Annotated in this window: 21 protein-coding genes and 1 pseudogene; 11 read left to right on the top strand and 11 right to left on the bottom strand. The window is 73.3% G+C overall.

Going from position 1 to position 19878, the window contains the following annotated elements; all coding sequences use genetic code 11:
* Positions 1-4 precede the first annotated feature (4 nt).
* The 3 genes from AB0M88_RS47505 to AB0M88_RS47495 all read left to right on the top strand — a co-directional run bounded on the left by AB0M88_RS47505 (position 5) and on the right by AB0M88_RS47495 (position 2689).
* The gene (locus AB0M88_RS47505) at positions 5-529 is read left to right on the top strand and encodes a hypothetical protein (protein WP_364113884.1); all 525 of its coding nucleotides are present in this window, start codon (positions 5-7) and stop codon (positions 527-529) included.
* Between the two features lie 4 nt (positions 530-533).
* The gene (locus tag AB0M88_RS47500; protein WP_364113882.1) at positions 534-1424 is read left to right on the top strand and encodes a hypothetical protein; all 891 of its coding nucleotides are present in this window, start codon (positions 534-536) and stop codon (positions 1422-1424) included.
* A 182-nt stretch (positions 1425-1606) separates the two neighbouring features.
* Positions 1607-2689: a glycosyl hydrolase gene (locus tag AB0M88_RS47495; protein ID WP_364113881.1), complete on the top strand. Its 1083-nt coding sequence runs from the start codon at positions 1607-1609 to the stop codon at positions 2687-2689.
* Here AB0M88_RS47495 and AB0M88_RS47490 read toward each other — a convergent pair.
* The gene (locus tag AB0M88_RS47490; RefSeq protein WP_364113880.1) at positions 2686-3024 is read right to left on the bottom strand and encodes a VOC family protein; all 339 of its coding nucleotides are present in this window, start codon (positions 3022-3024) and stop codon (positions 2686-2688) included. The genes AB0M88_RS47495 and AB0M88_RS47490 overlap by 4 nt on opposite strands.
* Positions 3025-3076: 52 nt before the next feature.
* Positions 3077-3532 (bottom strand): GNAT family N-acetyltransferase, encoded by a 456-nt coding sequence (locus AB0M88_RS47485; RefSeq protein WP_364113878.1) that lies wholly within the window; start codon positions 3530-3532, stop codon positions 3077-3079.
* An 86-nt stretch (positions 3533-3618) separates the two neighbouring features.
* Here AB0M88_RS47485 and AB0M88_RS47480 point away from each other — a divergent pair, with 86 nt between their 5' ends.
* Both AB0M88_RS47480 and AB0M88_RS47475 read left to right on the top strand, forming a co-directional pair.
* Positions 3619-4263, top strand: coding sequence for a PadR family transcriptional regulator (locus tag AB0M88_RS47480; RefSeq protein WP_364113876.1), 645 nt, complete (start codon positions 3619-3621; stop codon positions 4261-4263).
* 130 nt (positions 4264-4393) lie between these two features.
* Positions 4394-5596: an NAD(P)/FAD-dependent oxidoreductase gene (locus tag AB0M88_RS47475; RefSeq protein WP_364113874.1), complete on the top strand. Its 1203-nt coding sequence runs from the start codon at positions 4394-4396 to the stop codon at positions 5594-5596.
* Between the two features lie 507 nt (positions 5597-6103).
* Here the strand turns inward: AB0M88_RS47475 and AB0M88_RS47470 are convergent.
* The 3 genes from AB0M88_RS47470 to AB0M88_RS47460 all read right to left on the bottom strand — a co-directional run bounded on the left by AB0M88_RS47470 (position 6104) and on the right by AB0M88_RS47460 (position 8941).
* Complete coding sequence (locus AB0M88_RS47470) at positions 6104-6640, bottom strand: ATP-binding protein (protein ID WP_364113872.1); 537 nt, start codon at positions 6638-6640, stop codon at positions 6104-6106.
* A gap of 480 nt (positions 6641-7120) precedes the next feature.
* Positions 7121-7750, bottom strand: coding sequence for a nitroreductase family protein (locus AB0M88_RS47465; protein WP_364113870.1), 630 nt, complete (start codon positions 7748-7750; stop codon positions 7121-7123).
* 9 nt (positions 7751-7759) lie between these two features.
* Positions 7760-8941, bottom strand: coding sequence for a citrate synthase (locus AB0M88_RS47460; protein ID WP_364113868.1), 1182 nt, complete (start codon positions 8939-8941; stop codon positions 7760-7762).
* A gap of 67 nt (positions 8942-9008) precedes the next feature.
* On the opposite strand from AB0M88_RS47460, the gene AB0M88_RS47455 reads away from it, so the two are divergent.
* Together AB0M88_RS47455 and AB0M88_RS47450 are read left to right on the top strand one after the other, a co-directional pair.
* Positions 9009-10121 (top strand): citrate synthase 2, encoded by a 1113-nt coding sequence (locus AB0M88_RS47455; RefSeq protein WP_364113866.1) that lies wholly within the window; start codon positions 9009-9011, stop codon positions 10119-10121.
* A gap of 297 nt (positions 10122-10418) precedes the next feature.
* Positions 10419-11195: a hypothetical protein gene (locus AB0M88_RS47450; protein ID WP_364113864.1), complete on the top strand. Its 777-nt coding sequence runs from the start codon at positions 10419-10421 to the stop codon at positions 11193-11195.
* Here AB0M88_RS47450 and AB0M88_RS47445 read toward each other — a convergent pair.
* Entirely contained in the window at positions 11175-11981 is an 807-nt protein-coding gene (locus tag AB0M88_RS47445; RefSeq protein WP_364113862.1) for an alpha/beta hydrolase, read from the bottom strand. The genes AB0M88_RS47450 and AB0M88_RS47445 overlap by 21 nt on opposite strands.
* 96 nt (positions 11982-12077) lie before the next feature.
* Here AB0M88_RS47445 and AB0M88_RS47440 point away from each other — a divergent pair.
* Positions 12078-12947: pseudogene (locus AB0M88_RS47440) on the top strand (alpha/beta hydrolase); the annotation flags it as partial.
* Between the two features lie 37 nt (positions 12948-12984).
* Here the strand turns inward: AB0M88_RS47440 and AB0M88_RS47435 are convergent.
* Complete coding sequence (locus AB0M88_RS47435; RefSeq protein WP_364113860.1) at positions 12985-14880, bottom strand: helix-turn-helix domain-containing protein; 1896 nt, start codon at positions 14878-14880, stop codon at positions 12985-12987.
* Positions 14880-15647 carry a 3-hydroxybutyrate dehydrogenase gene (locus tag AB0M88_RS47430; protein WP_364113858.1) on the bottom strand — a complete coding sequence of 256 codons (768 nt, stop codon included), beginning with the start codon at positions 15645-15647 and terminating at the stop codon, positions 14880-14882. The genes AB0M88_RS47435 and AB0M88_RS47430 overlap by 1 nt, the downstream gene beginning before the upstream one ends.
* A gap of 84 nt (positions 15648-15731) precedes the next feature.
* Here AB0M88_RS47430 and AB0M88_RS47425 point away from each other — a divergent pair, with 84 nt between their 5' ends.
* Entirely contained in the window at positions 15732-16559 is an 828-nt protein-coding gene (locus AB0M88_RS47425) for an alpha/beta hydrolase (protein ID WP_364113856.1), read from the top strand.
* On the opposite strand, the gene AB0M88_RS47420 is transcribed toward AB0M88_RS47425, so the two are convergent.
* Together AB0M88_RS47420 and AB0M88_RS47415 are read right to left on the bottom strand one after the other, a co-directional pair.
* The gene (locus tag AB0M88_RS47420) at positions 16551-17150 is read right to left on the bottom strand and encodes a hypothetical protein (RefSeq protein ID WP_364113854.1); all 600 of its coding nucleotides are present in this window, start codon (positions 17148-17150) and stop codon (positions 16551-16553) included. The two genes, AB0M88_RS47425 and AB0M88_RS47420, sit on opposite strands and share 9 nt — an antisense overlap.
* Before the next feature lie 134 nt (positions 17151-17284).
* Positions 17285-17974, bottom strand: coding sequence for an SDR family NAD(P)-dependent oxidoreductase (locus AB0M88_RS47415; RefSeq protein WP_364113852.1), 690 nt, complete (start codon positions 17972-17974; stop codon positions 17285-17287).
* Between the two features lie 86 nt (positions 17975-18060).
* Here AB0M88_RS47415 and AB0M88_RS47410 point away from each other — a divergent pair, with 86 nt between their 5' ends.
* Complete coding sequence (locus tag AB0M88_RS47410) at positions 18061-18993, top strand: helix-turn-helix transcriptional regulator (RefSeq protein WP_364113850.1); 933 nt, start codon at positions 18061-18063, stop codon at positions 18991-18993.
* On the opposite strand, the gene AB0M88_RS47405 is transcribed toward AB0M88_RS47410, so the two are convergent.
* Positions 18900-19241 carry a YnfA family protein gene (locus tag AB0M88_RS47405; protein ID WP_364113848.1) on the bottom strand — a complete coding sequence of 114 codons (342 nt, stop codon included), beginning with the start codon at positions 19239-19241 and terminating at the stop codon, positions 18900-18902. The two genes, AB0M88_RS47410 and AB0M88_RS47405, sit on opposite strands and share 94 nt — an antisense overlap.
* 205 nt (positions 19242-19446) lie before the next feature.
* Between AB0M88_RS47405 and AB0M88_RS47400 the strand changes: the two genes are divergently transcribed.
* Positions 19447-19878 (top strand): GNAT family N-acetyltransferase (locus tag AB0M88_RS47400; protein ID WP_364113846.1); only part of this gene is annotated, 432 nt, incomplete at its 3' end.

Here is a 19878-nt window from a genome sequence, read left to right as displayed (position 1 = left end):
TCCGGTGCGGGGGGTGGGGGCCGGGGTCCCCGCGCCCCCGGACCGGGTGGTGGGCGTCGGCCACCGGGCGGCGAGCACCCCCGCGTGGCCCCCCGCCCCCCGGCGCCCCGGCCGCGTCGGCAAGGTCGTGCTGATCGGCGGGCTGCTGCCGGACGACGGGCAGAAATACGCCGACCTGTTCCCGATCGCGGACGGTCAGATGCCGTTCCCGGGGTGGGAGCCGTTCGAGGGTCCCGATTCCGACGACCTGTCGCCGGCCCAGCTCTCGTCGCTGGCCGCGGCGGCGATCCCGGTGCCCGAGGGGGTCGCGCGGGGAATCGTGCGGCTGACCGACGAGCGGCGCTTCGACGTGCCGGTCGCCGCGATCTGCCCGGAGTTCACGCCGGCCCAGGCGCGGGAGTGGATCGAGGCCGGGGACACGCCGGAGACGGCCCGGGCGAAACACCTCGACCTCATCGACATCGACTCGGGCCACTGGCCGATGGTGACCAGGCCGGCCGAGCTCGCCGCGATGCTGGCCGGGATGTAGGCCGATGTCCTGGCTCCTGGAATCCGACCCCGCGGTCGCCTGGCAGGTGCACTCGGATCCCGCGCTCCGCGCCCGGGTGGCCCGGGAGGGCTGGGGTGCGCGCCTTCTCGCGCTGCAGGGCCCGGACGGGTCGTGGGACGGGGGCGCCTGCTTCCCGGCGTCCTACCGGGGCGATGAACCGGGGCAGCCGTGGACGGCCACGATGCACACCCTGCAGACCCTGCAGATCTTCGGCCTCGACCCGTCCTCCGCCGTCTCGGCCCGGATGATCGCGCGGGTGGCGGCCGGCTGCCGGTGGGAGCACGACGGCCAGCGGTACTTCGACGGGGAGGTCGAGGAGTGCATCAACGGGCGGACGATCGAGACCGGGGCGTATTTCGGAGTCGACGTCGCCCCGCTCGTCGCCCGGGTGCTGACCACGCAGAAGGCGGACGGCGGGTGGAACTGCGAACCGTCGGACCGGTCCTCGTTCGACACGACGCTCACCGTGCTCGACGGGCTGCTGGCGTTCGAACAGGCGACGGGCGGCTCGCCCGCCTCGCGGGACGCCCGGCGCCGCGGCGAGGACTATCTGCTCGTGCGCGGCCTGTTCCGGCGGCTGAGCACCGGCGAGGTCGTCAAGCCGGAGTACCTCGACTTCGCGTTCCCCTACTACTGGCACTACGACGTGCTGCGGGCGCTCGACTACTTCCGCCGGGCCGGGCCGCCCGACCCCCGGATGGCGGCGGCGGTCGAGGTGGTGCGGTCGAAGCGGCAGCCGGACGGGCGCTGGCCGCTCGACCGGATCCATCCGGGGCGGGTGCACTTCCCGATCGAGGACGGGGCCGGGCGGCCCAGCCGGTGGAACACGTTGCGGGCGCTGCGGGTGCTCGACTGGTGGGAGGGCACGCGCTGACGGTTTTCCCGGGCCCGCAAGTCGGACTTGTCGGGAACTGTGGTTTCGGTGGGCCGCGTCGGGTTCGGGCTCGGCGGCCGGGAGGTGGGGCCGTCCGGCCGACGCCGATGCGGCCGGCGCCGGGCACTCTTGGCTGCGTTCTTGCTGGTCGGGTCGTCGGGAGGGGTGGCGTGGAGCGTCGGGTGGCTCGGCGGAGCGTGCTCGCCCTCGCGGCGCTGACGCTGCCGGCCGGATGCGCGAGCGTCCATCGCAGCCTCAACACCATCGGCCCGAGGAGCGTCCCACCGGCTCCCTCCCCGAGTGCGCCGCCGCCGCCGCCGTCGCCGTCGCCGACGTCGTCGCCCTCCTTGAGCGCGCCGCCCTCGAAGACCGCCGCGACCCACCCGGCGGCGGCGCCGTCACCGCCGAAGTCGGACGGCCGGGGCGGCCCGGTGCCGTTCACCCCCGGCAAGCTGATGCTCGGGTCCTACCTGGCGCTGGGCGGCCTCTCGCTGAATGAGAGCCTCGCGCTGCGCCGCCGCCAACTCGGCCGCGAGCAGCGGATCGTGCACCGGTTCTACCCGTGGGACGGCTACGTCCCCACCAGCGAACCCGACGTCAGCCGGCACAGCGTCCTGATGGTGTCCTGGCACGGGACCGCCTACAGCCGGATCAACGACGGCTCGTCGGACGAACTCATCGCCTCGGTCGCCCGCAAGCTGGCCGGGATGAAGCGGCCGATCCTGCTCCGCTGGGGCTGGGAGATGAACGGCGACTGGTTCGAGTGGGACGGCTCGCACAACGGGCAGGACCCGGGCGCCTACGTGAAGGCGTGGCGGCGGATCCACGGGATCTTCCGCCGGCACGGCGCCACCGACGTGGCCTGGGTGTGGAGCCCGAACTGGAACTCGGCGCCCGCCGCGGCCTGGAACAAGTTCCAGCGCTACTACCCGGGCGACGACTACGTCGACTGGGTCGGGGTGTCGGGCTACGACTTCTACGACGAGTCACCGGCGACGCTGTTCAGCGCCGTCGCCGGCGCGTACGGGAGCCGCAAGCCGATCATCCTGAGCGAGACCGCCGCCGTTGATCTGGGCGTGCACACCAAGGCCCGCTGGATCAAGAAGCTGTCCGCCTGGGCGGCGAAGACCCCGTCGCTCGGCGCCGTGGTCTGGTTCGACACCGACACCCAGGACGGCACCGACCACAACTTCCGGCCGGACACCGACGCCGAGGCGCTCGCGGCCTACCGCACGATGGTGCGGTCCGGGCGCTTCACCGGTTAGTCCTCGACGCAGAACTCGTGGCCCTCCGGGTCCTGCATGACGACCAGCCCCTCGTGCCGGGCGAACACCGTCGCGCCCAGGCCCTCCAGGCGGGCGACCTCGGCCTCGATGCCGTCCGGGGCGCGCAGGTCGAAGTGCATGCGCAGCTTGGCGGTGCGCGGCTCGGGCACCCACCGGAACCACAGCGCCGGCCCGCCCCAGCCGGGCGCCTCCACGTACGCCTTCTCGGCGGTCGAATCCCGGTCGAGCTCGCCGCCGAGGGCGGCGGCCCAGAACCGGGCCACCGCGAGGGCGTCGGCGCAGTCGAAGGTCACGCTCTTGATGTACGTCGTCACGCCGTCAACCATCGCGAATCGGCCGGCCGGGGGAAAGTCACTTCGCCGCCGGTTACAGGGCCCTGGTCAGGTAGACGCTGTTGGGATCGTCGGTGTAGCCGGCGAACGGCTCACACGCCTCGAAGCCGAACCGGGCGTACAGGGCCCGCGCCGGGGCGAAGAAGTCCTCGGCGCCGGTCTCCAGGTAGAGACGCTCGTAACGGCGCTTCCGCGCCTCCTCGATGATGTGGGCCAGGAGGGTGGCGGCCACGCCGCGCCGCGTCGCGCCCCGGGCCGTACGCATCGACTTGAGCTCGCCCGTCAACGAGTCCAGCTCCTTGAGCGCGCCGCACCCGACCAGTCCGCCGCCGTCGCGCACCGACCAGAAGGTGACCTCGGGCTTGAGCAGGCCGTCGAGGTCGAGCGCGTGGACGCTCTCGGGCGGGCTGATCAGGTACATCTCCTCGACGTGTTCCCGCAGGAGCGCCCGGATCTCCGGCCCGGACAGGTCGTCCACCTCGATCTTCATACGGCCAGCCTAGAAGATGTTTGACTTTGCTCTTACTCGCGGACGTATACTCGGTTGCGAGTAAAGCAAGCGAGAGGGGTGCGGCGGTGGCGAAGAAGCGGCCGGTGACCAACCTGATGGCGCTCGGCGTCCTGTCGACCGTCGTCGTGCGCGACCTCCATCCGTACGACATGGCCCGCGCCCTGCGCGGCTGGGGCAAGGACCAGGACCTGCCGATCAAGTGGGGTTCGCTCTACACCGTCGTGCGCAACCTGGCCAGACACGGCCTGCTGGAGGAGGCCGCGAGCGGGCGCGAAGGCCGCCGCCCGGAACGCACCGTCTACCGCATCACCCCGGCCGGCCGGGCCGAACTGGTCGACTGGACCCGCGAGCTGCTGTCGGCGGTCGAACACGAGACGCCACGCTTCCGGGCCGGTCTGTCGGTGATGGCGGTGCTGACCCCCGACGAGGTGACGACGCTGCTGCAACAGCGCGTCGCCGAGGTGTCGGCGGCGATCACCGCGGCCGAGGAGCAACTGGCGGCCTACGTGACCGAGGTGCCACGGCTGTTCCTCATCGAGATCGAATACGACATCGCGATGCTCCGCGCCGAATCCACCTGGATGCGGTCACTGATCGGCGAACTCGCCGACGGCACCCTGCCGGGCATCGAGCAGTGGCGGCAGTTCCACGAGACCGGGCGGCCGTCCGACGACATGGTCGAACTGGCCGAGAAGTCCCTCGAAAAGTAAGCCCTGGTGGCCTGCTGCAACAGGCCACCAGGACGGTACCCACGGACCGGACCCGGCCCGCAGGCGGCGATCAAAGGATAGCCGGGTCCCTCCGTGGTGGTTCTTTCCAACACCACAGGAGGAGTCAGAAATGACACGAGCACGCTCAGCAGTCGTCGTCGGCGGCGGCATCTCGGGCCCGGTGGCGGCCCTCGCGCTGCACCGGGCCGGCATCGAGGCGACCATCTACGAGGGCCATCCCAGCAGCGCCGACGGCGTGGGCGGCCGGATCGCCCTCGCCCCCAACGGCCTCGCCGCCCTCGACCTCGTCGGAGCGGCGGACGCCGTCGTCGCGGCGGCCCAGCCGATCGAGCACCAGGTGATGGCGATGGGCGGCAAACGCATCCAGATGCCCGGCATCACCGGGGCGGGCGCACTGCAGATGATCGGTCGCGCCGACCTCTACCAGATCCTGCGCGACCTCGCGGTCACGGCGGGGGTGCGCTTCCGACACGGGAAACGGCTCACGAGCGTACGCGAGGAGCCGCAAGCAACGACGGCGCTGTTCGCCGACGGTTCCGAGGCGACCGGGGACGTGCTGATCGGGGCGGACGGCGTGCATTCCACCGTGCGGCACCTGATCGACCCCGCGGCCCCCGGGCCGCGGTACACCGGGATGCTGGCCGTCGAGGGCGTCTCGTCGGCCCGGGTCGACAGCGACCCGCGCACGATGACGTTCGCCTTCGGCCGGAAGGCGTACTACCTGTACTGGGCGCTGCCGTCGGGCGGCTCGGTCTGGGGCGTCAACCTGCCCAGCCCGTCGCCGCTGACGATCGCCGAGGTGCGGCAGACGCCACCGGAGCAGTGGCTGTCGACGCTGCTGGAGACCTACGGTTCGGACACGCCGGGCGGCGACCTGATCCGCGGGACCTCGCCGACGTCCCTGCTGGCCAACGGCGCGCTCCACATCATGCCGCCGGTGCCCCGCTGGTCACGCGGCCGGATGGTGCTGGTCGGCGACGCGGTGCACGCGCCGTCCAACAGTTCCGGCCAGGGCGCCTCCTTGTCGATCGAAAGCGCCGTCCAGCTGGCCCGCTGCCTGCGCGACCTGGACATACCGGAGGCGTTCACCGCCTACGAACAGCTGCGCCGCGCCCGGGTCGAGCGGGTGGCCGCCCAGGCCGCGAAAATCAACCACGCCAAGGCCCCCGGACGGCTGGGCCAGGCCGTTCTCCCGCTGCTGATGCGCCCACTGATGAAGATCATGATGAACCCGGAGAAGACCCTGGGGCCGGTCCTGCGCTACCGCATCGACTGGGACGCCCCGGTGAGCCGAGACCTCCAGCCCGCCTGATGTGTTCCCAGCGCGCCGCCCGAGCTGATCGCCGGCTGGGCGCGGGCGGCGCGCCGAGTTCCAGGCCGGCCTTTCGCCGACGCGGGCCGTTCAGCACGGAGATCCTCGCTGCCGCCGGCGCGGGTTTGCCCTGCGTCTCGGCTCTGCCCGCCGCTCACCGACTTGCTCGGTCTCTCGCTCCTGGTTGTCGGAAGACCGGCTTGCTGAATTGTCCGGTGGGCCTGGCGGTTCACCGGTGGGCCTCGCTTCTCGCTCCCCGTCGCAGGAAGACGAGCTTGTTGACTTGCTTTGGTGAGGCCCGACGGTTTACCGGCTTGCCGGCTTTTCGCTCCTGGTCGCCGGAAGACCAGCCTGGTCACTTGTTCGGCGACGCCCGCCCGGCTCGTCGAAGTCCGACGTTCCGCCGGGGTGGACCGGGGGCGACGTCCCGTGGACTGCCCTGGCCAAACTCGGAGGCGGGAGTTCCGCGTCTTTGCTCGTGGTCGACGCCGGGCCGCGCGGCCTGCCCTACATGCCGAGAAGGACCGTCGCCGCGGCGGAGGCCGGAGTGTGGCCGTCGGACTCGCCCGGCACGTCGACGACGAGGTCGACTCCGTCGGTGAGCAATTGCCCGCGGGTCGCGTCCCGGGCCGCGGTTGTCGCGGAGCGCAGACCCTCGTCGACCGGCACGCGGGCGTGCCCGGAGCGCCGGGAGTTGCGACGGACGAGGACCTCGTCGGCCACCCGGAACCGCAAAGCCGCCACCGGGCGGCCGTGCTGCCGAGCCCAGGCGATCATCCTGGTCCGTGCGGACGGCGTGACGTTGGTGGCATCGACGACCACGGCAAGGTCCGCCGCCAGTCGTGCCGCGACCCGCCGGTCCATCTCGCTGAAAACCGCCGGGTCGTCGCCGACGTCGACGCGGGCGCCGAACAGCTCGCCGCGGATGGCGTCGCAGGACACGACGCCGGCGGCGTCTAGTTGGCCGTGTTCAACCCAGGCGCGGGCGAAGCTGGACTTGCCTGAGGCGGGCGGACCCACCAGCAGGATGAGTCCGACTGGCACGCGCCGTCGCTCGTCCAGTAGTGCTGGGCGAAGCCCTCGGTCATGGTGCGGGCTCATCGTGTTGACATGTTGATTCTGGTCCACATGTCCAGTCAACATGGCGCGAGTCAACGCGGCGGCCAGTCAACATGGCGCGAGTCAACGCGGCGGCCAGTCAACATGGCGCGACTCCGTGGCGGCCAGTCAACACGGCGCGACTCCGTGGCGGCCAGTCAACACGGCGGCGGATCAAACATCGCGGCGGGTCGACGTGGCGGCGGGTCGACGTGGCGGCGGGTCAACGTGGGGCCGGTCGACGTGGCGGCGGGTCAACGTGGGGCCGGTCGACGTGGTGGTGGGTCAATGTGGCGGCCGGTCGACGTGGCTCCGGTCAACATGGGGGCGGGTCAACGCAGTAGCCGAGTCAACGCAGTAGCCGAGTCAACGCAGTAGCAGCGTCGACGTGGTGGCCGGGCCGGCGCGGCCCGGCCGCGTACGTCCTTATGGGGCTGTGTATCTGTCCCAGAAGATGACCTCGTCGAGCGGGCGGCGCTTGGGCTCCGCCCAGCGGCCCCGGCTGGGGTAGCCCAGTGGGATCAGGGCCATCGTGATCGCGTTCTCGGGGAGGCCCAGCAGCTCGCGGACCTCGGCCTCGTGGCCGCTGTAGAGGGTGGTCAGCGTCGAGCCGATGCCGTAGGCGCGGGCGGCCAGCATGAGCTGCTGGGCGGCGCCGTAGATCGAGGCGCCGAGGCGCGGGTTCTGGGATTTCGCCGGGCCGAGGAGGACCGGGAAGATCCAGACCGGGGCCTCTTCGAGGTGCTCGGCGAGGTGGCCGCTGCCGCGGAAGACGGCGTCGATCTTGCCTTCGGCCTCGAGGGCGGCGCGGCGGGCGCCGTAGTTGTTGTTCCAGCCCTCGCGGTACCACTCGGCGATCTGCGACTTGATCGCCGGATCGCGGACGACGATCCAGGCCCAGAGCTGGGTGTTGCCGCCGGACGGGCCGCGCACGGCGGCGTCGAGCAGGGCCCGGATCACGTCCTCCGGGATCGGCTCGGTCGACAGGTAGCGGCGGGACGGGGTGGAGTGCAGGGCCTCGATGACCGGAAGGGCCTCGGGTTCGTGGGAGGGCATGATCGCACCCTACCCGGCGGTAATCGGGTCCCCCGCGTACTGGGCGGAGAAGCGGAAGCGGAGCGGCCGGGCCTCGTACTCCTCGAGAGCGTGAGCGATCCACCCGGCCGTCCGGGCGACGGCGAAGATGGCCTCGCCGGCATGCGCCGGCATGCCGTATTGCAGGGTGAAGGCCGCGAGGGCCAGGTCAATGTTCGGGTGTACGCCGCTTCGCGTCCGCATCGTCTCGATGATGCGGACGGTGACGTCGCGGACCCGGCCGGCGGGGAGTTCCGCGATCAGTGCCGTGGCGCGGGGGTCGCCGTCGGGGTAGAGGTGGTGGCCGAAGCCGGGGATCGGGTCACCGGCCCGCAGGTAGTCGGCGATCGTGGCGACCGGGTCGTTGCGGCTCGCCGCCTCGGCGAGCATGCCGTGGGCGAGGCCGCTGGCGGCGCCGTGCAGCGGGCCGTCGAGGGCGGCCAGGCCGGCGCCGACCACGGCGTACGGGTTGGCGCGCGTCGACGCGGCGACCCGGGCGGCCAGTGTCGAGGCGGCGATGTCGTGGTCGGCGAGCAGGATCAGGGCCGCGTTGAGCAGGCGCAGATCGGACCCGGTCGGCTGGGTGAGGCAGAGGCGGTACCACAGTGCCTCGGCGAGCGACGCCGGCGGGACCGGGACCACCGCGCTGGGCAGGGCCTCGACCATGGTGGCGAGCAGGACCCGGCCGGTGGTGGCGACAGCGGTGCGGGCGGTGTCGAAGCGGAGCGGGTCGGCGGTGGCGGCCGCGGCGACGATCACGCGGAGGTGGTCGGTGGTGCGGGCGCCGGCGGGGAGGCCGGCGGCGGTCGGGCGGGCCACGGCGAGCAGGTCGGGCGCCGGGGTGAGGGCGACGTCGTCGAGATCACCGGTCCACAGTAGGGTCACGACCGACTCGAACCGGGTGGTGAACGCGAGCTTGGTCGCCTCGAGGCCGCGATAGAACAGGCTGCCGAACTGGATCAGCGTGATGCCGGTCTGGACGACCGGTGTGGTGGTCCGCTTGCGGTGCGCGACGAAGGTGTCGACGTCGGCCCGGGCGAAGAGACTGCCCTTGCCCTCGGCGTTGCGCCTGCTTTTCAGCAGGCCGCGAGAGACGTACGCGTAGACCGTTGAGGGTTTGACGCCCAGTCGGCGTGCGACGTCTTCGGTGGTGAGCATCGGTTCAGCAGTCATGTGGAGATGCTCTCATGTTGACTGGATCAACATTGACGTCAACGTTGTCCACATACACATTCAAGTCATGTTGACAGTCAAGCCAGGACTTGCTGGTGTCGTCGCGTTCGACACCGAGATCGCCGAGCCGGATCGGGACGGGGGGTCGCTGCGCTACCGCGGCGTCGACATCCGCTCGCTGGCCGGGCAGGTTTCCTACGGGGACGTGTGGGGTCTCCTCGCCGACGGGGACTTCACGCGCGGGCTGCCGGCGGCCGAGCCCTTCCCGGTGCCGGTGCACTCGGGTGACATCCGGGTCGACGTGCAGGCGGCGGTGTCGATGCTCGCGCCGCACTGGGGTCTGCGCCCGCTCATCGACGTCGACCCGCCGCAGGCGCGGAACGACCTGGCGCGCACATCGGTGATGATGCTGTCCTACGTGGCGCAGGCCGCCCGCGGCTCGCGCCTCCCGGCGGTGCCGCAGCGGGTCGTCGACGCCGGCCGGAGCGTGACCGAACGCTTCATGATCCGGTGGCGCGGCGATCCCGACCCGCGGCAGGTGGCGGCGATCGACCGTTACTGGGTCTGCGCGGCCGAGCATGGGATGAACGCGTCGACCTTCACCGCGCGGGTGGTCGCCAGCACCGGCGCGGACGTCGCCGCGTGCATGTCGGCGGCGGTCGCGGCGCTCTCCGGCCCGCTGCACGGCGGCGCGCCGGCGCGGGCGCTCGGCATGGTCGAGGCGGTCGAACGGTCGGGCGACGCGCGGGGCTACGTGCGCCAGGTGCTCGAGAGCGGACAGCGGCTGATGGGCTTCGGGCACGCGATCTACCGGGCCGAGGATCCGCGGGCCCGGATCCTGCGCGACGCGGCGCGCGAGCTCGGGGCGCCGCGCTACGAGGTGGCGCGGGAGCTGGAGCTGGCGGCCCTGACCGAACTCCGGGAACGCAAGCCGGACCGGGTGCTGGAGACCAACGTCGAATACTGGGCGGCGATCGTTCTCGACTTCGCGCAGGTGCCGGCGGAGATGTTCGCGGCGATGTTCACGTGCGCGCGGACGGCCGGGTGGAGCGCGCACATCCTCGAGCAGATGCGGCTCAAGAAGATCATCCGCCCGTCGGCGGACTATGTCGGGCCGGGGGAGAGGTCGGCGGACTCGCTGCCGGGCTGGGAAGACGCCCTCAAGCGGTACGCGCGCTAGCTGCGGACCGGGTGGTACGCCGGCGTGCGCGCTCCAGCGATGCGGGCTGGCCGGGGCGGCGCCGGTGACGTAGGCCAGCCCTTGTGGCGTGCGCGCTCCAGCGATGCGGGCTGGCCGGGGCGGCGCCGGTGACGTGGGCCGGTCCGTGCGGCGTGCGCGCTCAAGCGATGCGCGCCAACTTGCCAGAACCCCTGAGTCCGCAGAGCTCGAGGACGCCGTCCCGCGCGGCCCACCCATTGGGGTAGTCCGCAACCCGCTCTGCGGACATAACCGACCTATCGGACTAGCGTCGACCACGTGGATCGTCGACGGTTTCTGATGGCCGGGCTTTCGCTCAGCGGGATCGCGTACGTCTGTGTGGGTGCCGGCGCCCGCGCGGCCGGCCGGACCACGACCGACACCCCTCCGGTCGTGGTCCGCGAGGCCGGCCTGCCGAACTGGCCACTCTTCGAGTGGGAGCAGCCCGGCGGCTTCTTCAACCCGGGCCAGGGCATCATGCGGCCGCCCCGGCTGGCGGTTTACGGCGACGGCACGGCGTACGCGGACGCGGCCACCCGGCTGGTGCTGCCGCCGGTCTGGGTCACGACGCTGCACGAGCAGGCGCTGGCGGTGCTGACCACGCCGGCCGACCTGGTCCGGGATCCGGACAAGCCGCCGCCGGCCGACGGGCCGTACGACCAGGTGCGGGTGCGGGCCCCGGCCGGCGACTTCCTCACCGCCCGGCTCGACGGGTGGCAGGGCGGGGATCCGCAGCACGCCTATCCGGCCCGGTTGCGCGAGCTCTACCAGCAGGTGGAAGCGGTGCACCGGCATGTGGTCAACACCGGTGGACCGTGGCGGCCCGAAGGGGTTCTGCTCGGGGTGGTGGCGATCGACTACGTGCCTGATCACTACCGCGACTGGCCCAAGGGGCTCCCCACACCCGGCAGGCAGCTCTACCAGGAGATCCGGTTGCCCCACGGGCCGCACGGCCTGCCCCGGGCCACCGAGAAGGTCTGGCCCATGTACCGCGTGGGGAAGAACCGGTTCGTGGCCGCCACCTGGCGTTTCCTGCTACCGCACGAGATCACCTAGACGGGCGGCCACCCGGTCGGCCCCCGCGCCCAGCAGCAGGGTGTAGTGGTTGACGTCCGGCACCAGCTCGGCGTCGCGGCCGGCCACGTCGGCGGCCGCGTACATGCCGTGGTCCTCGTCTTGCAGGCCGCGCGGCGCCCACAGCAGCGGGAACCCGTCGGCCGGCGCGGCCGCCTCCAGCATGTCGCGGGTGTCGGCGCGGACGGCCTCCAGCCGGCACGACGAACCCGATCCGGTGAAGTCGCGGGCGATGTACTCGGCGATCTCCGGACCCCAGTACCGCCCCAGGGCCGGGTTCCCGCGGAAGTAGTCGTAGTAGGCGTCGAGCGAGTCGAACGTCATCGACAGCCGGGCCATCGCCGGCCCGATGATGGCGTGCAGGGCGTCGTCGACCGCGATCCCGGCCGGCACCGGCAGCGGAAGCCCGCCGTCGACCAGCAGCACCGACGACACCCGCGACGGATAGCGGGCCGCCGTCTCGGTCACCACGAACGCGCCCATCGAGTGCCCGGCCAGGGCGACCTGGGAGAGACCGAGGTGGTCGGCGACGGCCATCAGGTCGGCCGCGTGGGCGGCCATCCCATAAGGTCCGGGCAATCCGGCGCTGCGGGCCCGCCCCCGCAGGTCGGGGGCGACCAGACGTACGCGTCCGCCGAGCGCCGACGCCACCCGGGCCCAGGACAGCGCGTTGGCCGTCACGCCGTGGGCCGCCAGCACGGTCGGCCCGGAGCCCCACGACACGACCCGCAGGTCGCCGCCCGCCACCGGTACGTCGATCTCCTCCATGCCCGCAGCCTAGAAGCCGTCTCCGGGCGTGGCGACCGGGTCCGGCCACATCGGCGGCCGCCGGGGCATGTCGCCGGCGTACATAGAATCGGCCGGATGCGGATGGTGGAGGCCGACGACGGCGTACGCCTGCGGACGTGGACGACCGGCACCCCGTCCGGCCGGCCGCCGGTGATCCTGCTGCACGGCGGCCCCGGCCTGTGGGACTACCTCGAACCGGTCGCCCGCATGCTCGAACCGCTGACCGTCGTCCACCGCTTCGACCAGCGCGGCTGCGGCGGCTCGGGGGCGAGCGGCGACCCGGCGGCCGACTTCACCTTCGCCCGCTACCTGGCCGACATCGAGTCGCTCCGCCGGCACTGGGGTCACGAGGCCTGGTCGGTCGTCGGTCACTCTTTCGGAGCGACGCTTGCTTTCGCGTACGCGGTGGCCCGCCCCGACCGCACGACCGCCTTGGGCTACCTCAGCGGGGTCGGTGTCGGCGACTGGCGTGGTCCCACGGAAGCCGAGGTGGCCCGCCGCATGACCCCGCAGCAGCGCCGGCGGCTGGCCGAGCTGGAGGAGCGCCGCGATCGCTCGAAGGCCGAGGAGGCCGAGTTCCGTGCGCTGTGCTGGTTCACCGACCACGCCGACCGCGACCACGCCTGGGAGTGGGCCCTGGAGTCCGCCCGCCCCGACCAGCCGATCAACTGGGTCGCCAACCGCGCCCTGATGGCCGAGACCCGCCGCCACTCCGAGGCCACCCTGCTGGCCGACCTCAGGCCGTCCCAGCCCGGCGTGGCCGAGCCCGGCGTGGCCGAGGCCACAGCGGGCCGGGCCGGGGCAACCGAGGGCCAGCGCGCGCGGGCCGGGCGGCTGGACATGCCGTGCTGGTTCATCCACGGGGAGCGGGACCCGAGGCCCGCCCACACCGTCGCCGCACTGGCCGCCGCCATCCCGGGCGCGCGGCTTCACCTGATCGAGGGCGCCGGCCACCACCCCTGGCGGGAACGTCCCGGCGACCTCACCGCCCTGCTGCGGGCCCTCGTAACCGGTGCAGCCGCAGCGCCAGCTGCAGGTCGAGCGCCCGCCCCGGGTCGTGCCAGTCCGCGCCCAGCAGCTGGCCGATCCGGTCCAGGCGCTGGGTGACCGTGTTGACGTGCACGTGGAGCACCTCGGCCGCCCGGGCCAGGCTGCCGCCCGCGCCGAAGTACGCCTCCAGCGTCTTGACCAGCGCCGTCCCGCGCCGGGTGTCGTAGTCGAGGACCGCTCCGAGCCGGTCCTTCACGAACTCGCCGACGCCGTGCCGGTCGCCGAGCAGCAGGCCGACGTAGCCCAGCTCGGCACCGCCGGCCCCGTCGCCGGCCCGGCCCAGGGCGACCAGCGCGGTCGCGCACGAGTCGGCCTCCCGGTAGGCGCCGGCCACCGCCGCGGCCCCCACCGCCGGCCCGGCCCCGCCCACGGTCGCCGGCCGGTTCAGGGCGCGGCCCAGCTCGCGGGCGACCTGGCGGGCCGCGTCGCCGGCGTCCGCGCCGGTGAGCATCAGGGCGACCCGTTCGCCGCGGGCCGCGGCCAGCCCGCCCCGGCCGCCGGCGAACGAGCGGGCCCACGACAGGGCCCGTTGCCGTTGCCCCGGGTCGGCGTCGAAGGTGGCGACCACGACCACGTGCGGCGAGTCCAGGTCGACGCCGAGCCGCCGGGTGCGGGTCCGCAGCGCCTCGTCGTCGCGGACCGGGCGGCTGATCAGGTCGTCGAGCAGTTCGCCGCGGACCTGGCCCTCGGCCTCGGCCACGGTCCGGCGGAACAGCAGCAGCAGGGCCGTCACCTGGGCGGCCCGTTCGAGGATCCGCTGGTCGGCGCCGGCCAGGTCGTGGGCGGGCCGGAACACCAGCGCCCCCAGGTCGTCCGCCCCGGCCACGACCGCGGCGACGTACAGGTCGCCCCGGCGTACGCTCCGGCCCTCGCCGCGCGAAGCGGCGACCGCCTCGCCCACCGAGACCTCGTCGCCGGCCGGCGGATCTCCGACGGTTTTGGCGGTGGCCAGCGAACGCCCGGACGCGTCGAGCACCAGCACCGCCCCGGCGAGCACCTCGACCAGGTCGGCGGCCAGGTCCTCGACGCCGCCGCCGCGCAGCACCAGCGCGGTCATCCGGTCGTGGGCGGCCGCCGCCCGCTCGACCGACGCGCTGTGCTCCTGGATGGTGCGGTGGGCCGCCGAGAGCGAGGCGAGCGCCTCCTGGGTGTCGGCGAGCAGCCGCGCGGTGTCGATCGCGATCGCGGCGTGCGCGGCCAGCGAGCCGAGCAGCGCCACCTCCTCGCGGGCGAACGGGCGTTCGGTGCGGTTGGCCGCGAACAGCACCCCGATGACCGCCGAGCCGAGCCGCAGCGGTACGCCGAGGATCGCCACCAGCCCTTCGTCGTGCACGCCGTGGTCGATCTCGCTGGTGTGCGCGAATCGCGGGTCCTGGCCGTAGTTCGCGGTCGAGTACGGCGTACCCGTGACGGCGACCAGACCGCCCAGCCCGGCACCGGCCGGGAGCCGCAGGCTCTGGAAGCTCGCCGCCACCGACCCGTCGGTGATCCGCATGAAGGTGTCGCCGCGCTCGGCGTCGTTGAGCGTGAGATAGGTGACGTCGGCGCCGAGCAGCGTGCGGGCCCGGTGGACGATGGCCCGCAGCACCGCGTCGAGGTCGCGCAGGCCGGCGAGGTCGCTCGCGGTGTCGTAGAGGCCGGACAGCTCCTCCTCGCGGCGGCGGCGCCGTTCCAGCAGGGCCCGCACGCGCAGCGCCTTGATCTTCAGCTCTTCCAGTTCCTTGAGCTCCGACGACGGCGCGCCGGCGGCCCGGGCGGCGAGAACCGGGCGCTCGAACTCGACCGGGGCGGCCTCCCGGGCGAGCAGGTCGAGGTATTCGGAGAGCATCAGTGCGCGGTCCAGCCGCCGTCGATGGTGACCGACGAGCCGGTGATCATGTCGGCGGCCGGGGTGCAGAGGTAGGCCATCAGCTCGGCCACATCCGACGGTTCGATCAGCTGCTTGATCGCGGCCCGGTCGAGCAGGATCCGCTCGACGACCTCGGCCTCCGGGATGTTGTTGAGCGCGGCCTGGTCGGCGATCTGCTTGTCGACCAGCGGCGTGCGCACGAAGGCCGGGTTGACGCAGTTGGAGGTGACGCCGTGCGGGGCGCCCTCGATCGCGGTCACCTTGCTGAGGCCCTCGAGGGCGTGTTTGGCGGTCACATAGGCCGCCTTGTAGGGCGAGGCGAGCAGGCCGTGCACCGACGAGATGTTGACGACGCGGCCCCAGTGCCGGTCGTACATGTGGGGGAGCACCAGTTTGACCAGGCGGTAGGGCGCCTCGGTCATCACCCGCTGGATCAGCGAGAACTTGTCGTCCGGGAACTCGGTGATCGGGGCCACCACCTGCAGGCCGGCGTTGTTGACGAGCACGTCGACGTCGGCCGGCAGCGTCGCGATGCGGTCGAGATCCGACAGGTCGGTCGTGATGGCCCGTCCGCCGATCTCGCTCGCCGTCTGTTTGGCCGCCTCCGCGTCGATGTCGACCACCGTGACCCGGGCGCCCGCCGCGGCCAGGCGGAGCGCGCAGGCCCGCCCGATGCCGCTGCCACCGCCGGTCACCATCGCCGAGCGACCGGACAGATCCAGGTCGACCACCCGTGCCGTCGTCATGAAGGCGAACCTATGCGCAATCCCGGTTCCGCGCACATGTGCCGGCCACACACACCGGGGCGGCCGGGGACGTAGATTCGGGGCATGGAACGCGAGGAGATCGCCGGGCTGACCTGCGCGCAGTGGTCACCGGGCGCCGGGCCGGCGGTGCTCGCCCTGCACGGGCTGACGAGCACGTCCGAGGTCTGGCGGGCCCTCGCCGAGGCGCGGCCCGGCACCCGGATCGTCGCCCCCGATCTGCCGGGGCGCGGCGGCTCGGTGGATGTGCGGGTCGGGCCCGGCCTGGCCGGGCACGCGGCCGCGGTCGTACGCCTCGCCGACGAGCTCGACCTCGACGACGTGACCGTCATCGGGCACTCGATGGGCGCCTTCCTCGGTCCGCTGGTCGCGGCCGGGCTCGGCGGGCGGGTACGCAAGGTGGTGCTGCTCGACGGCGGCGTCGCGCCCGAGCCGGGCCTGCTCCTGCGCCGGCCGGTGGTGCGGGCGGCGTTCGGCCTGCAGGCGCGGCACCTGGTCCGGCGGTGGCGGGATGTGGAGTCGTTCGTCCGCGCGACCAACGGCAAGGCGATCGCCAACCGCGCCGACCTGCGGCCGCAGATGTTCGAGTGGGCCGCCTACCTGCTCGACGGGTCGGCCGGGCACCTGCGGCCCCGGATCGACGCGGGCCGGCTGGTCGCCGACGCGGTCGACACGCTGACCGGGGAGGCGACGCTGCCGATGCTGGCCGCCCTCGCCGTGCCGGTGCACGTGCTGGTGGCGAGCAACGGCAAGGACGACAACGCCGGCCCGTTCCTCTCCGACCGGGCGATGGCGACCGGGAAGTCCCAGCTGCCGCGGATGACCTCGGCCCGGCTCAACGCCAACCACCTGACGATGCTGTTCGACCCGGCGGTGGCCGCCGCCTCAAAGTAGCGGGGCCGCGGCGCCGGTCGGCCCCGTGACCTCGCACAGCCGCCACTTCTTGTCACTACCCTGGTTGAGCGTCACGGTGAGTGTCGTGGGCCCGTAGGGCGCGATCGTCGTGACGGTGGTGCCCTTCTTCTGGCTCAGCACCGGCTCGGCATCCCGGGAGGCGGCGACGGCCAGGCTCACGGTGCCGCCGGCCGCGGGCGACGGCCCGACCACCTGCGTGATGACCGGAGCGGTGGTCTGAACGTAGATGTTGCTGTTCAGCAGGCCGGCGACCTGCAGCCCGAGCTGATCGGACACGCCACAGCCCGGCGCGGCAACGTTCGCGATCATCGACGGGTCGGGGTTGCCCAGCAGCCATTGGCCGTAGCCGGCCAGCGACTTCACGATCGACGGCCAGTTGGATCCGGTCGTGCCGAGGCCCGGCGCGCCGGTGTGCGCCTTCGGCGTGGCCACCGCGATCACCCTCATCGGGGTGGGCGAGGCGGCCTTCGGCGCCGTCGTCGAGGTCGCGGTCTCACTGTTGGTAACCGCAGAACAACCACTCAGCGTAGCCACCACGGCCACCCCGAGCACAGCCAGCTTGCCGCGCATCGCACTCCTCGGTTCCCCGCCCGGCGTCTCTGGCCGGATCCCGTGGCAGCCTTATCGGCGGCCGGGCCGCCGACTTTCGCTTTCGCCGGCTCCGGTACGCCGGGTGGCCGCACTTCGCCGGCCGGCCGGCCCCGTCAGGACCAGCCGATCCCGCCGTCGCGATCGATGAAGCGGCCGGAGCCGTGCCCGGGGCCCTCGGTGGCCAGCGTGACGATCGCGTCGGTGCCCTCGGTGACGGTCTGCGGGCCGCGGTGGCCGTTGAGGTCGGTCGCCGTGTAGCCCGGATCGGCCGCGTTGACGCGGATGTCCGGCAGTGCCCGGGCCAGCTGCGTCGTCAGCATCGTGAGCGCCGCCTTCGACGCCGTGTAGGCGGGCGCGATCACCTTCGACTCGGGCCGGGACGGGTCGTGCGTGGCGCCGAGCGAGCCCATGGCGCTGCTCACGTTGACGATGACCGGGTCGGCGGAGCGGCGCAGCAGCGGCAGGAAGGCGTCGACCGCCCGCACCACCCCGACCACGTTGACGTCGAGCACCTCCGCGATGCCGGCCGCGGTCACGTCGCCGTGCGGGCCGTGGATGCCCGCGTTGTTGATCAGAACGTCGATGTGGCCCTCGTGGTCCTCGACGTCGGCGGCGGCGCCGCGCACCGAGTCGTCGTCGGTGACGTCGATCCGGACGAACCGCCCGCCCAGATCGCCGGCCGCGGCCGCCCCGGCCCGCGGGTCCCGCGCCCCCAGGACCACGGTGTGGCCGAGCGCGATGAGCCGCCGGGCGGTCTCCCGGCCGAGGCCCTTGTTCGCCCCGGTGATGAAAGTGATCGTCATGCGGTCAACTGTCGGCCCGGTCGCCTGGCCGCTCCAGGGAAGGCTGTTACCACCTTCGCCGGGGCCGGCCGCGTCAGAATCGTTGCATGACCGATCTCGGCGACACCCTGCACGCGTGGCGTGACCGGCTCACCCCGGCGGCCGTGGGCCTGCCGGCCGGGCGGGCCCGCCGGGCGAAGGGTCTACGCCGGGAGGAACTGGCCGGGCTCGCCGGGATCTCGGCCGACTACGTCGTACGCCTCGAACAGGGCCGCTTCACCACCCCGTCGGCGCAGGTCGTCGCCGCGCTGGCCCGTGCGCTGCGGCTGACCGGCGAGGAGCGTGACCACCTCTACCGGCTGGCCGGCCTGAGCCCGCCGGCCGCCGGTGCGCTGCCGGACCGCATCCCGGCCGGCGTCGAGCGCCTGCTCAGCCGGGTCGGCGACGCCGCCGCGGCCGTGTTCGCCGCCGACTGGCGGATGATCTGGTGGAACCCGGGCTGGGCCGCCCTGCTCGGCGACCCGTCCGCGACCCCGCCCGAGCGGCGCAACTTCGCCCGCGACACGTTCCCGCTCGACGGCGACGGCCGGGGCCTCTCGCACTGGCCGGTGACATCCCGGGCCGAGGAGGCCAAGGAGGCCGCGATCGTCTCCGACCTGCGGCGGGCGACCGGCCGTTTCCCGGGGAACCCGCGGCTGACCACGCTGATCGGCACGCTGACCGCGGGCAACGCCCGTTTCGCCGCCCTGTGGGCGTCCGGTGCCGTGGCCGCCCACCGCGAGGACCACAAGGTCGTCCACCACCCGGCGGCCGGCCCGGTCGAGGTCGACTGCGACGTGCTGACCGACGGCGCCGACGAGCTGAAGATCGTGCTGCTCACCGCCGCTCCCGGCTCGGACGACGAGACCCGGCTCCGGTCGATGTCCGCCCGAGCCGGGCTGTCACCTCAGCCGGGCCGGCCCCGCGGCGCGTACATGATGACGGCGACCCCGACGAGGCAGACGGCGGCGCCGATCACGTCCCAGCGGTCCGGCCGGTAGCGGTCGACCACCATGGCCCAGGCCAGCGAGCCGGCGACGAAGATGCCGCCGTAGGCGGCCAGGATCCGGCCGAAGCTGGCGTCCGGCTGCAGGGTGGCGACGAAGCCGTACGCGCCGAGCGCGATCACCCCGGCGGCGATCCACCACAGGCCGCGGTGCTCGCGCCGGCCCTGCCAGATCAGCCAGCAGCCGCCGATCTCGGCCAGCGCGGCCAGCACGAACAGCAGCAGCGAACGAGCCACGGTCATGCCGTGCAACCTACCCGGCACCGCCCGCGGCCCGGCCGAAGCGTGGCGGGCCGGGGGGTGGCGGGGCGGGGCGGGGCCCGGCGGGGGGTGGGCGGGCGCGGGCCCCCCCCCCTGCGGCCGGGCCGGGCGCGGCCGGGGCGGGAGCGGGCCCGCCCGGAGGGGCCCGGGCCGGAGGGCCGGGGTGAAGAGCGGGAAGGATGGGGCGATGGACCTCAGACCGGCGCGGCCCAGCGAGGCGGCGCTCCTCAGTGAGCTGGCACTGCGATCGAAGGCCCACTGGGGCTACGACCCTGAGTTCCTCGAACTCTGCCGGCCGGTGCTGACGCTGCGGCCCGGCGAGGTCGAGCCGCGCCGCACGGTGGTCGCCGACGCCGGCGGCCAGATCCAGGGTTTCTACACGCTCGACGACGGCGAGCTCGGCAACCTCTGGATCGATCCGGACCATCTTCGCCAGGGCGTCGGCCGGAGCCTCTGGAACCATGCCGTCGAGGCCGCCCGCGCGCTCGGGCTCACCGAGTTGCTGATCGTCGCCGACCCGCACGCCGAGGGCTTCTACCGGGCCATGGGCGCGGTCCGCACCGGCGAGGTGCCCTCGGAGGTCGAGCCCGGCCGCCGGCTGCCTCAGCTGCGCGCCCGG

Source organism: Actinoplanes sp. NPDC051411, from assembly GCF_040682075.1.
Taxonomy (GTDB): Bacteria; Actinomycetota; Actinomycetes; order Mycobacteriales; family Micromonosporaceae; genus Actinoplanes.
Note: the sequence above shows the minus strand (reverse complement) of the source record. Positions and strands in the feature narration are given on the sequence as shown.

What these genes read in the sequence shown, in the direction of transcription:
- AB0M88_RS47500 (WP_364113882.1), top strand. Translation starts at nt 534, where the DNA reads ATGTCCTGGCTCCTGGAATCCGACCCCGCGGTCGCCTGGCAGGTGCAC.
- AB0M88_RS47485 (WP_364113878.1), bottom strand. Translation starts at nt 3,532, where the DNA reads ATGAAGATCGAGGTGGACGACCTGTCCGGGCCGGAGATCCGGGCGCTC.
- AB0M88_RS47475 (WP_364113874.1), top strand. Translation starts at nt 4,394, where the DNA reads ATGACACGAGCACGCTCAGCAGTCGTCGTCGGCGGCGGCATCTCGGGC.
- AB0M88_RS47465 (WP_364113870.1), bottom strand. Translation starts at nt 7,750, where the DNA reads ATGCCCTCCCACGAACCCGAGGCCCTTCCGGTCATCGAGGCCCTGCAC.
- AB0M88_RS47460 (WP_364113868.1), bottom strand. Translation starts at nt 8,941, where the DNA reads ATGACTGCTGAACCGATGCTCACCACCGAAGACGTCGCACGCCGACTG.
- AB0M88_RS47455 (WP_364113866.1), top strand. Translation starts at nt 9,009, where the DNA reads ATGTTGACAGTCAAGCCAGGACTTGCTGGTGTCGTCGCGTTCGACACC.
- AB0M88_RS47445 (WP_364113862.1), bottom strand. Translation starts at nt 11,981, where the DNA reads ATGGAGGAGATCGACGTACCGGTGGCGGGCGGCGACCTGCGGGTCGTG.
- AB0M88_RS47435 (WP_364113860.1), bottom strand. Translation starts at nt 14,880, where the DNA reads ATGCTCTCCGAATACCTCGACCTGCTCGCCCGGGAGGCCGCCCCGGTC.
- AB0M88_RS47430 (WP_364113858.1), bottom strand. Translation starts at nt 15,647, where the DNA reads ATGACGACGGCACGGGTGGTCGACCTGGATCTGTCCGGTCGCTCGGCG.
- AB0M88_RS47425 (WP_364113856.1), top strand. Translation starts at nt 15,732, where the DNA reads ATGGAACGCGAGGAGATCGCCGGGCTGACCTGCGCGCAGTGGTCACCG.
- AB0M88_RS47420 (WP_364113854.1), bottom strand. Translation starts at nt 17,150, where the DNA reads ATGCGCGGCAAGCTGGCTGTGCTCGGGGTGGCCGTGGTGGCTACGCTG.
- AB0M88_RS47415 (WP_364113852.1), bottom strand. Translation starts at nt 17,974, where the DNA reads ATGACGATCACTTTCATCACCGGGGCGAACAAGGGCCTCGGCCGGGAG.
- AB0M88_RS47410 (WP_364113850.1), top strand. Translation starts at nt 18,061, where the DNA reads ATGACCGATCTCGGCGACACCCTGCACGCGTGGCGTGACCGGCTCACC.
- AB0M88_RS47405 (WP_364113848.1), bottom strand. Translation starts at nt 19,241, where the DNA reads ATGACCGTGGCTCGTTCGCTGCTGCTGTTCGTGCTGGCCGCGCTGGCC.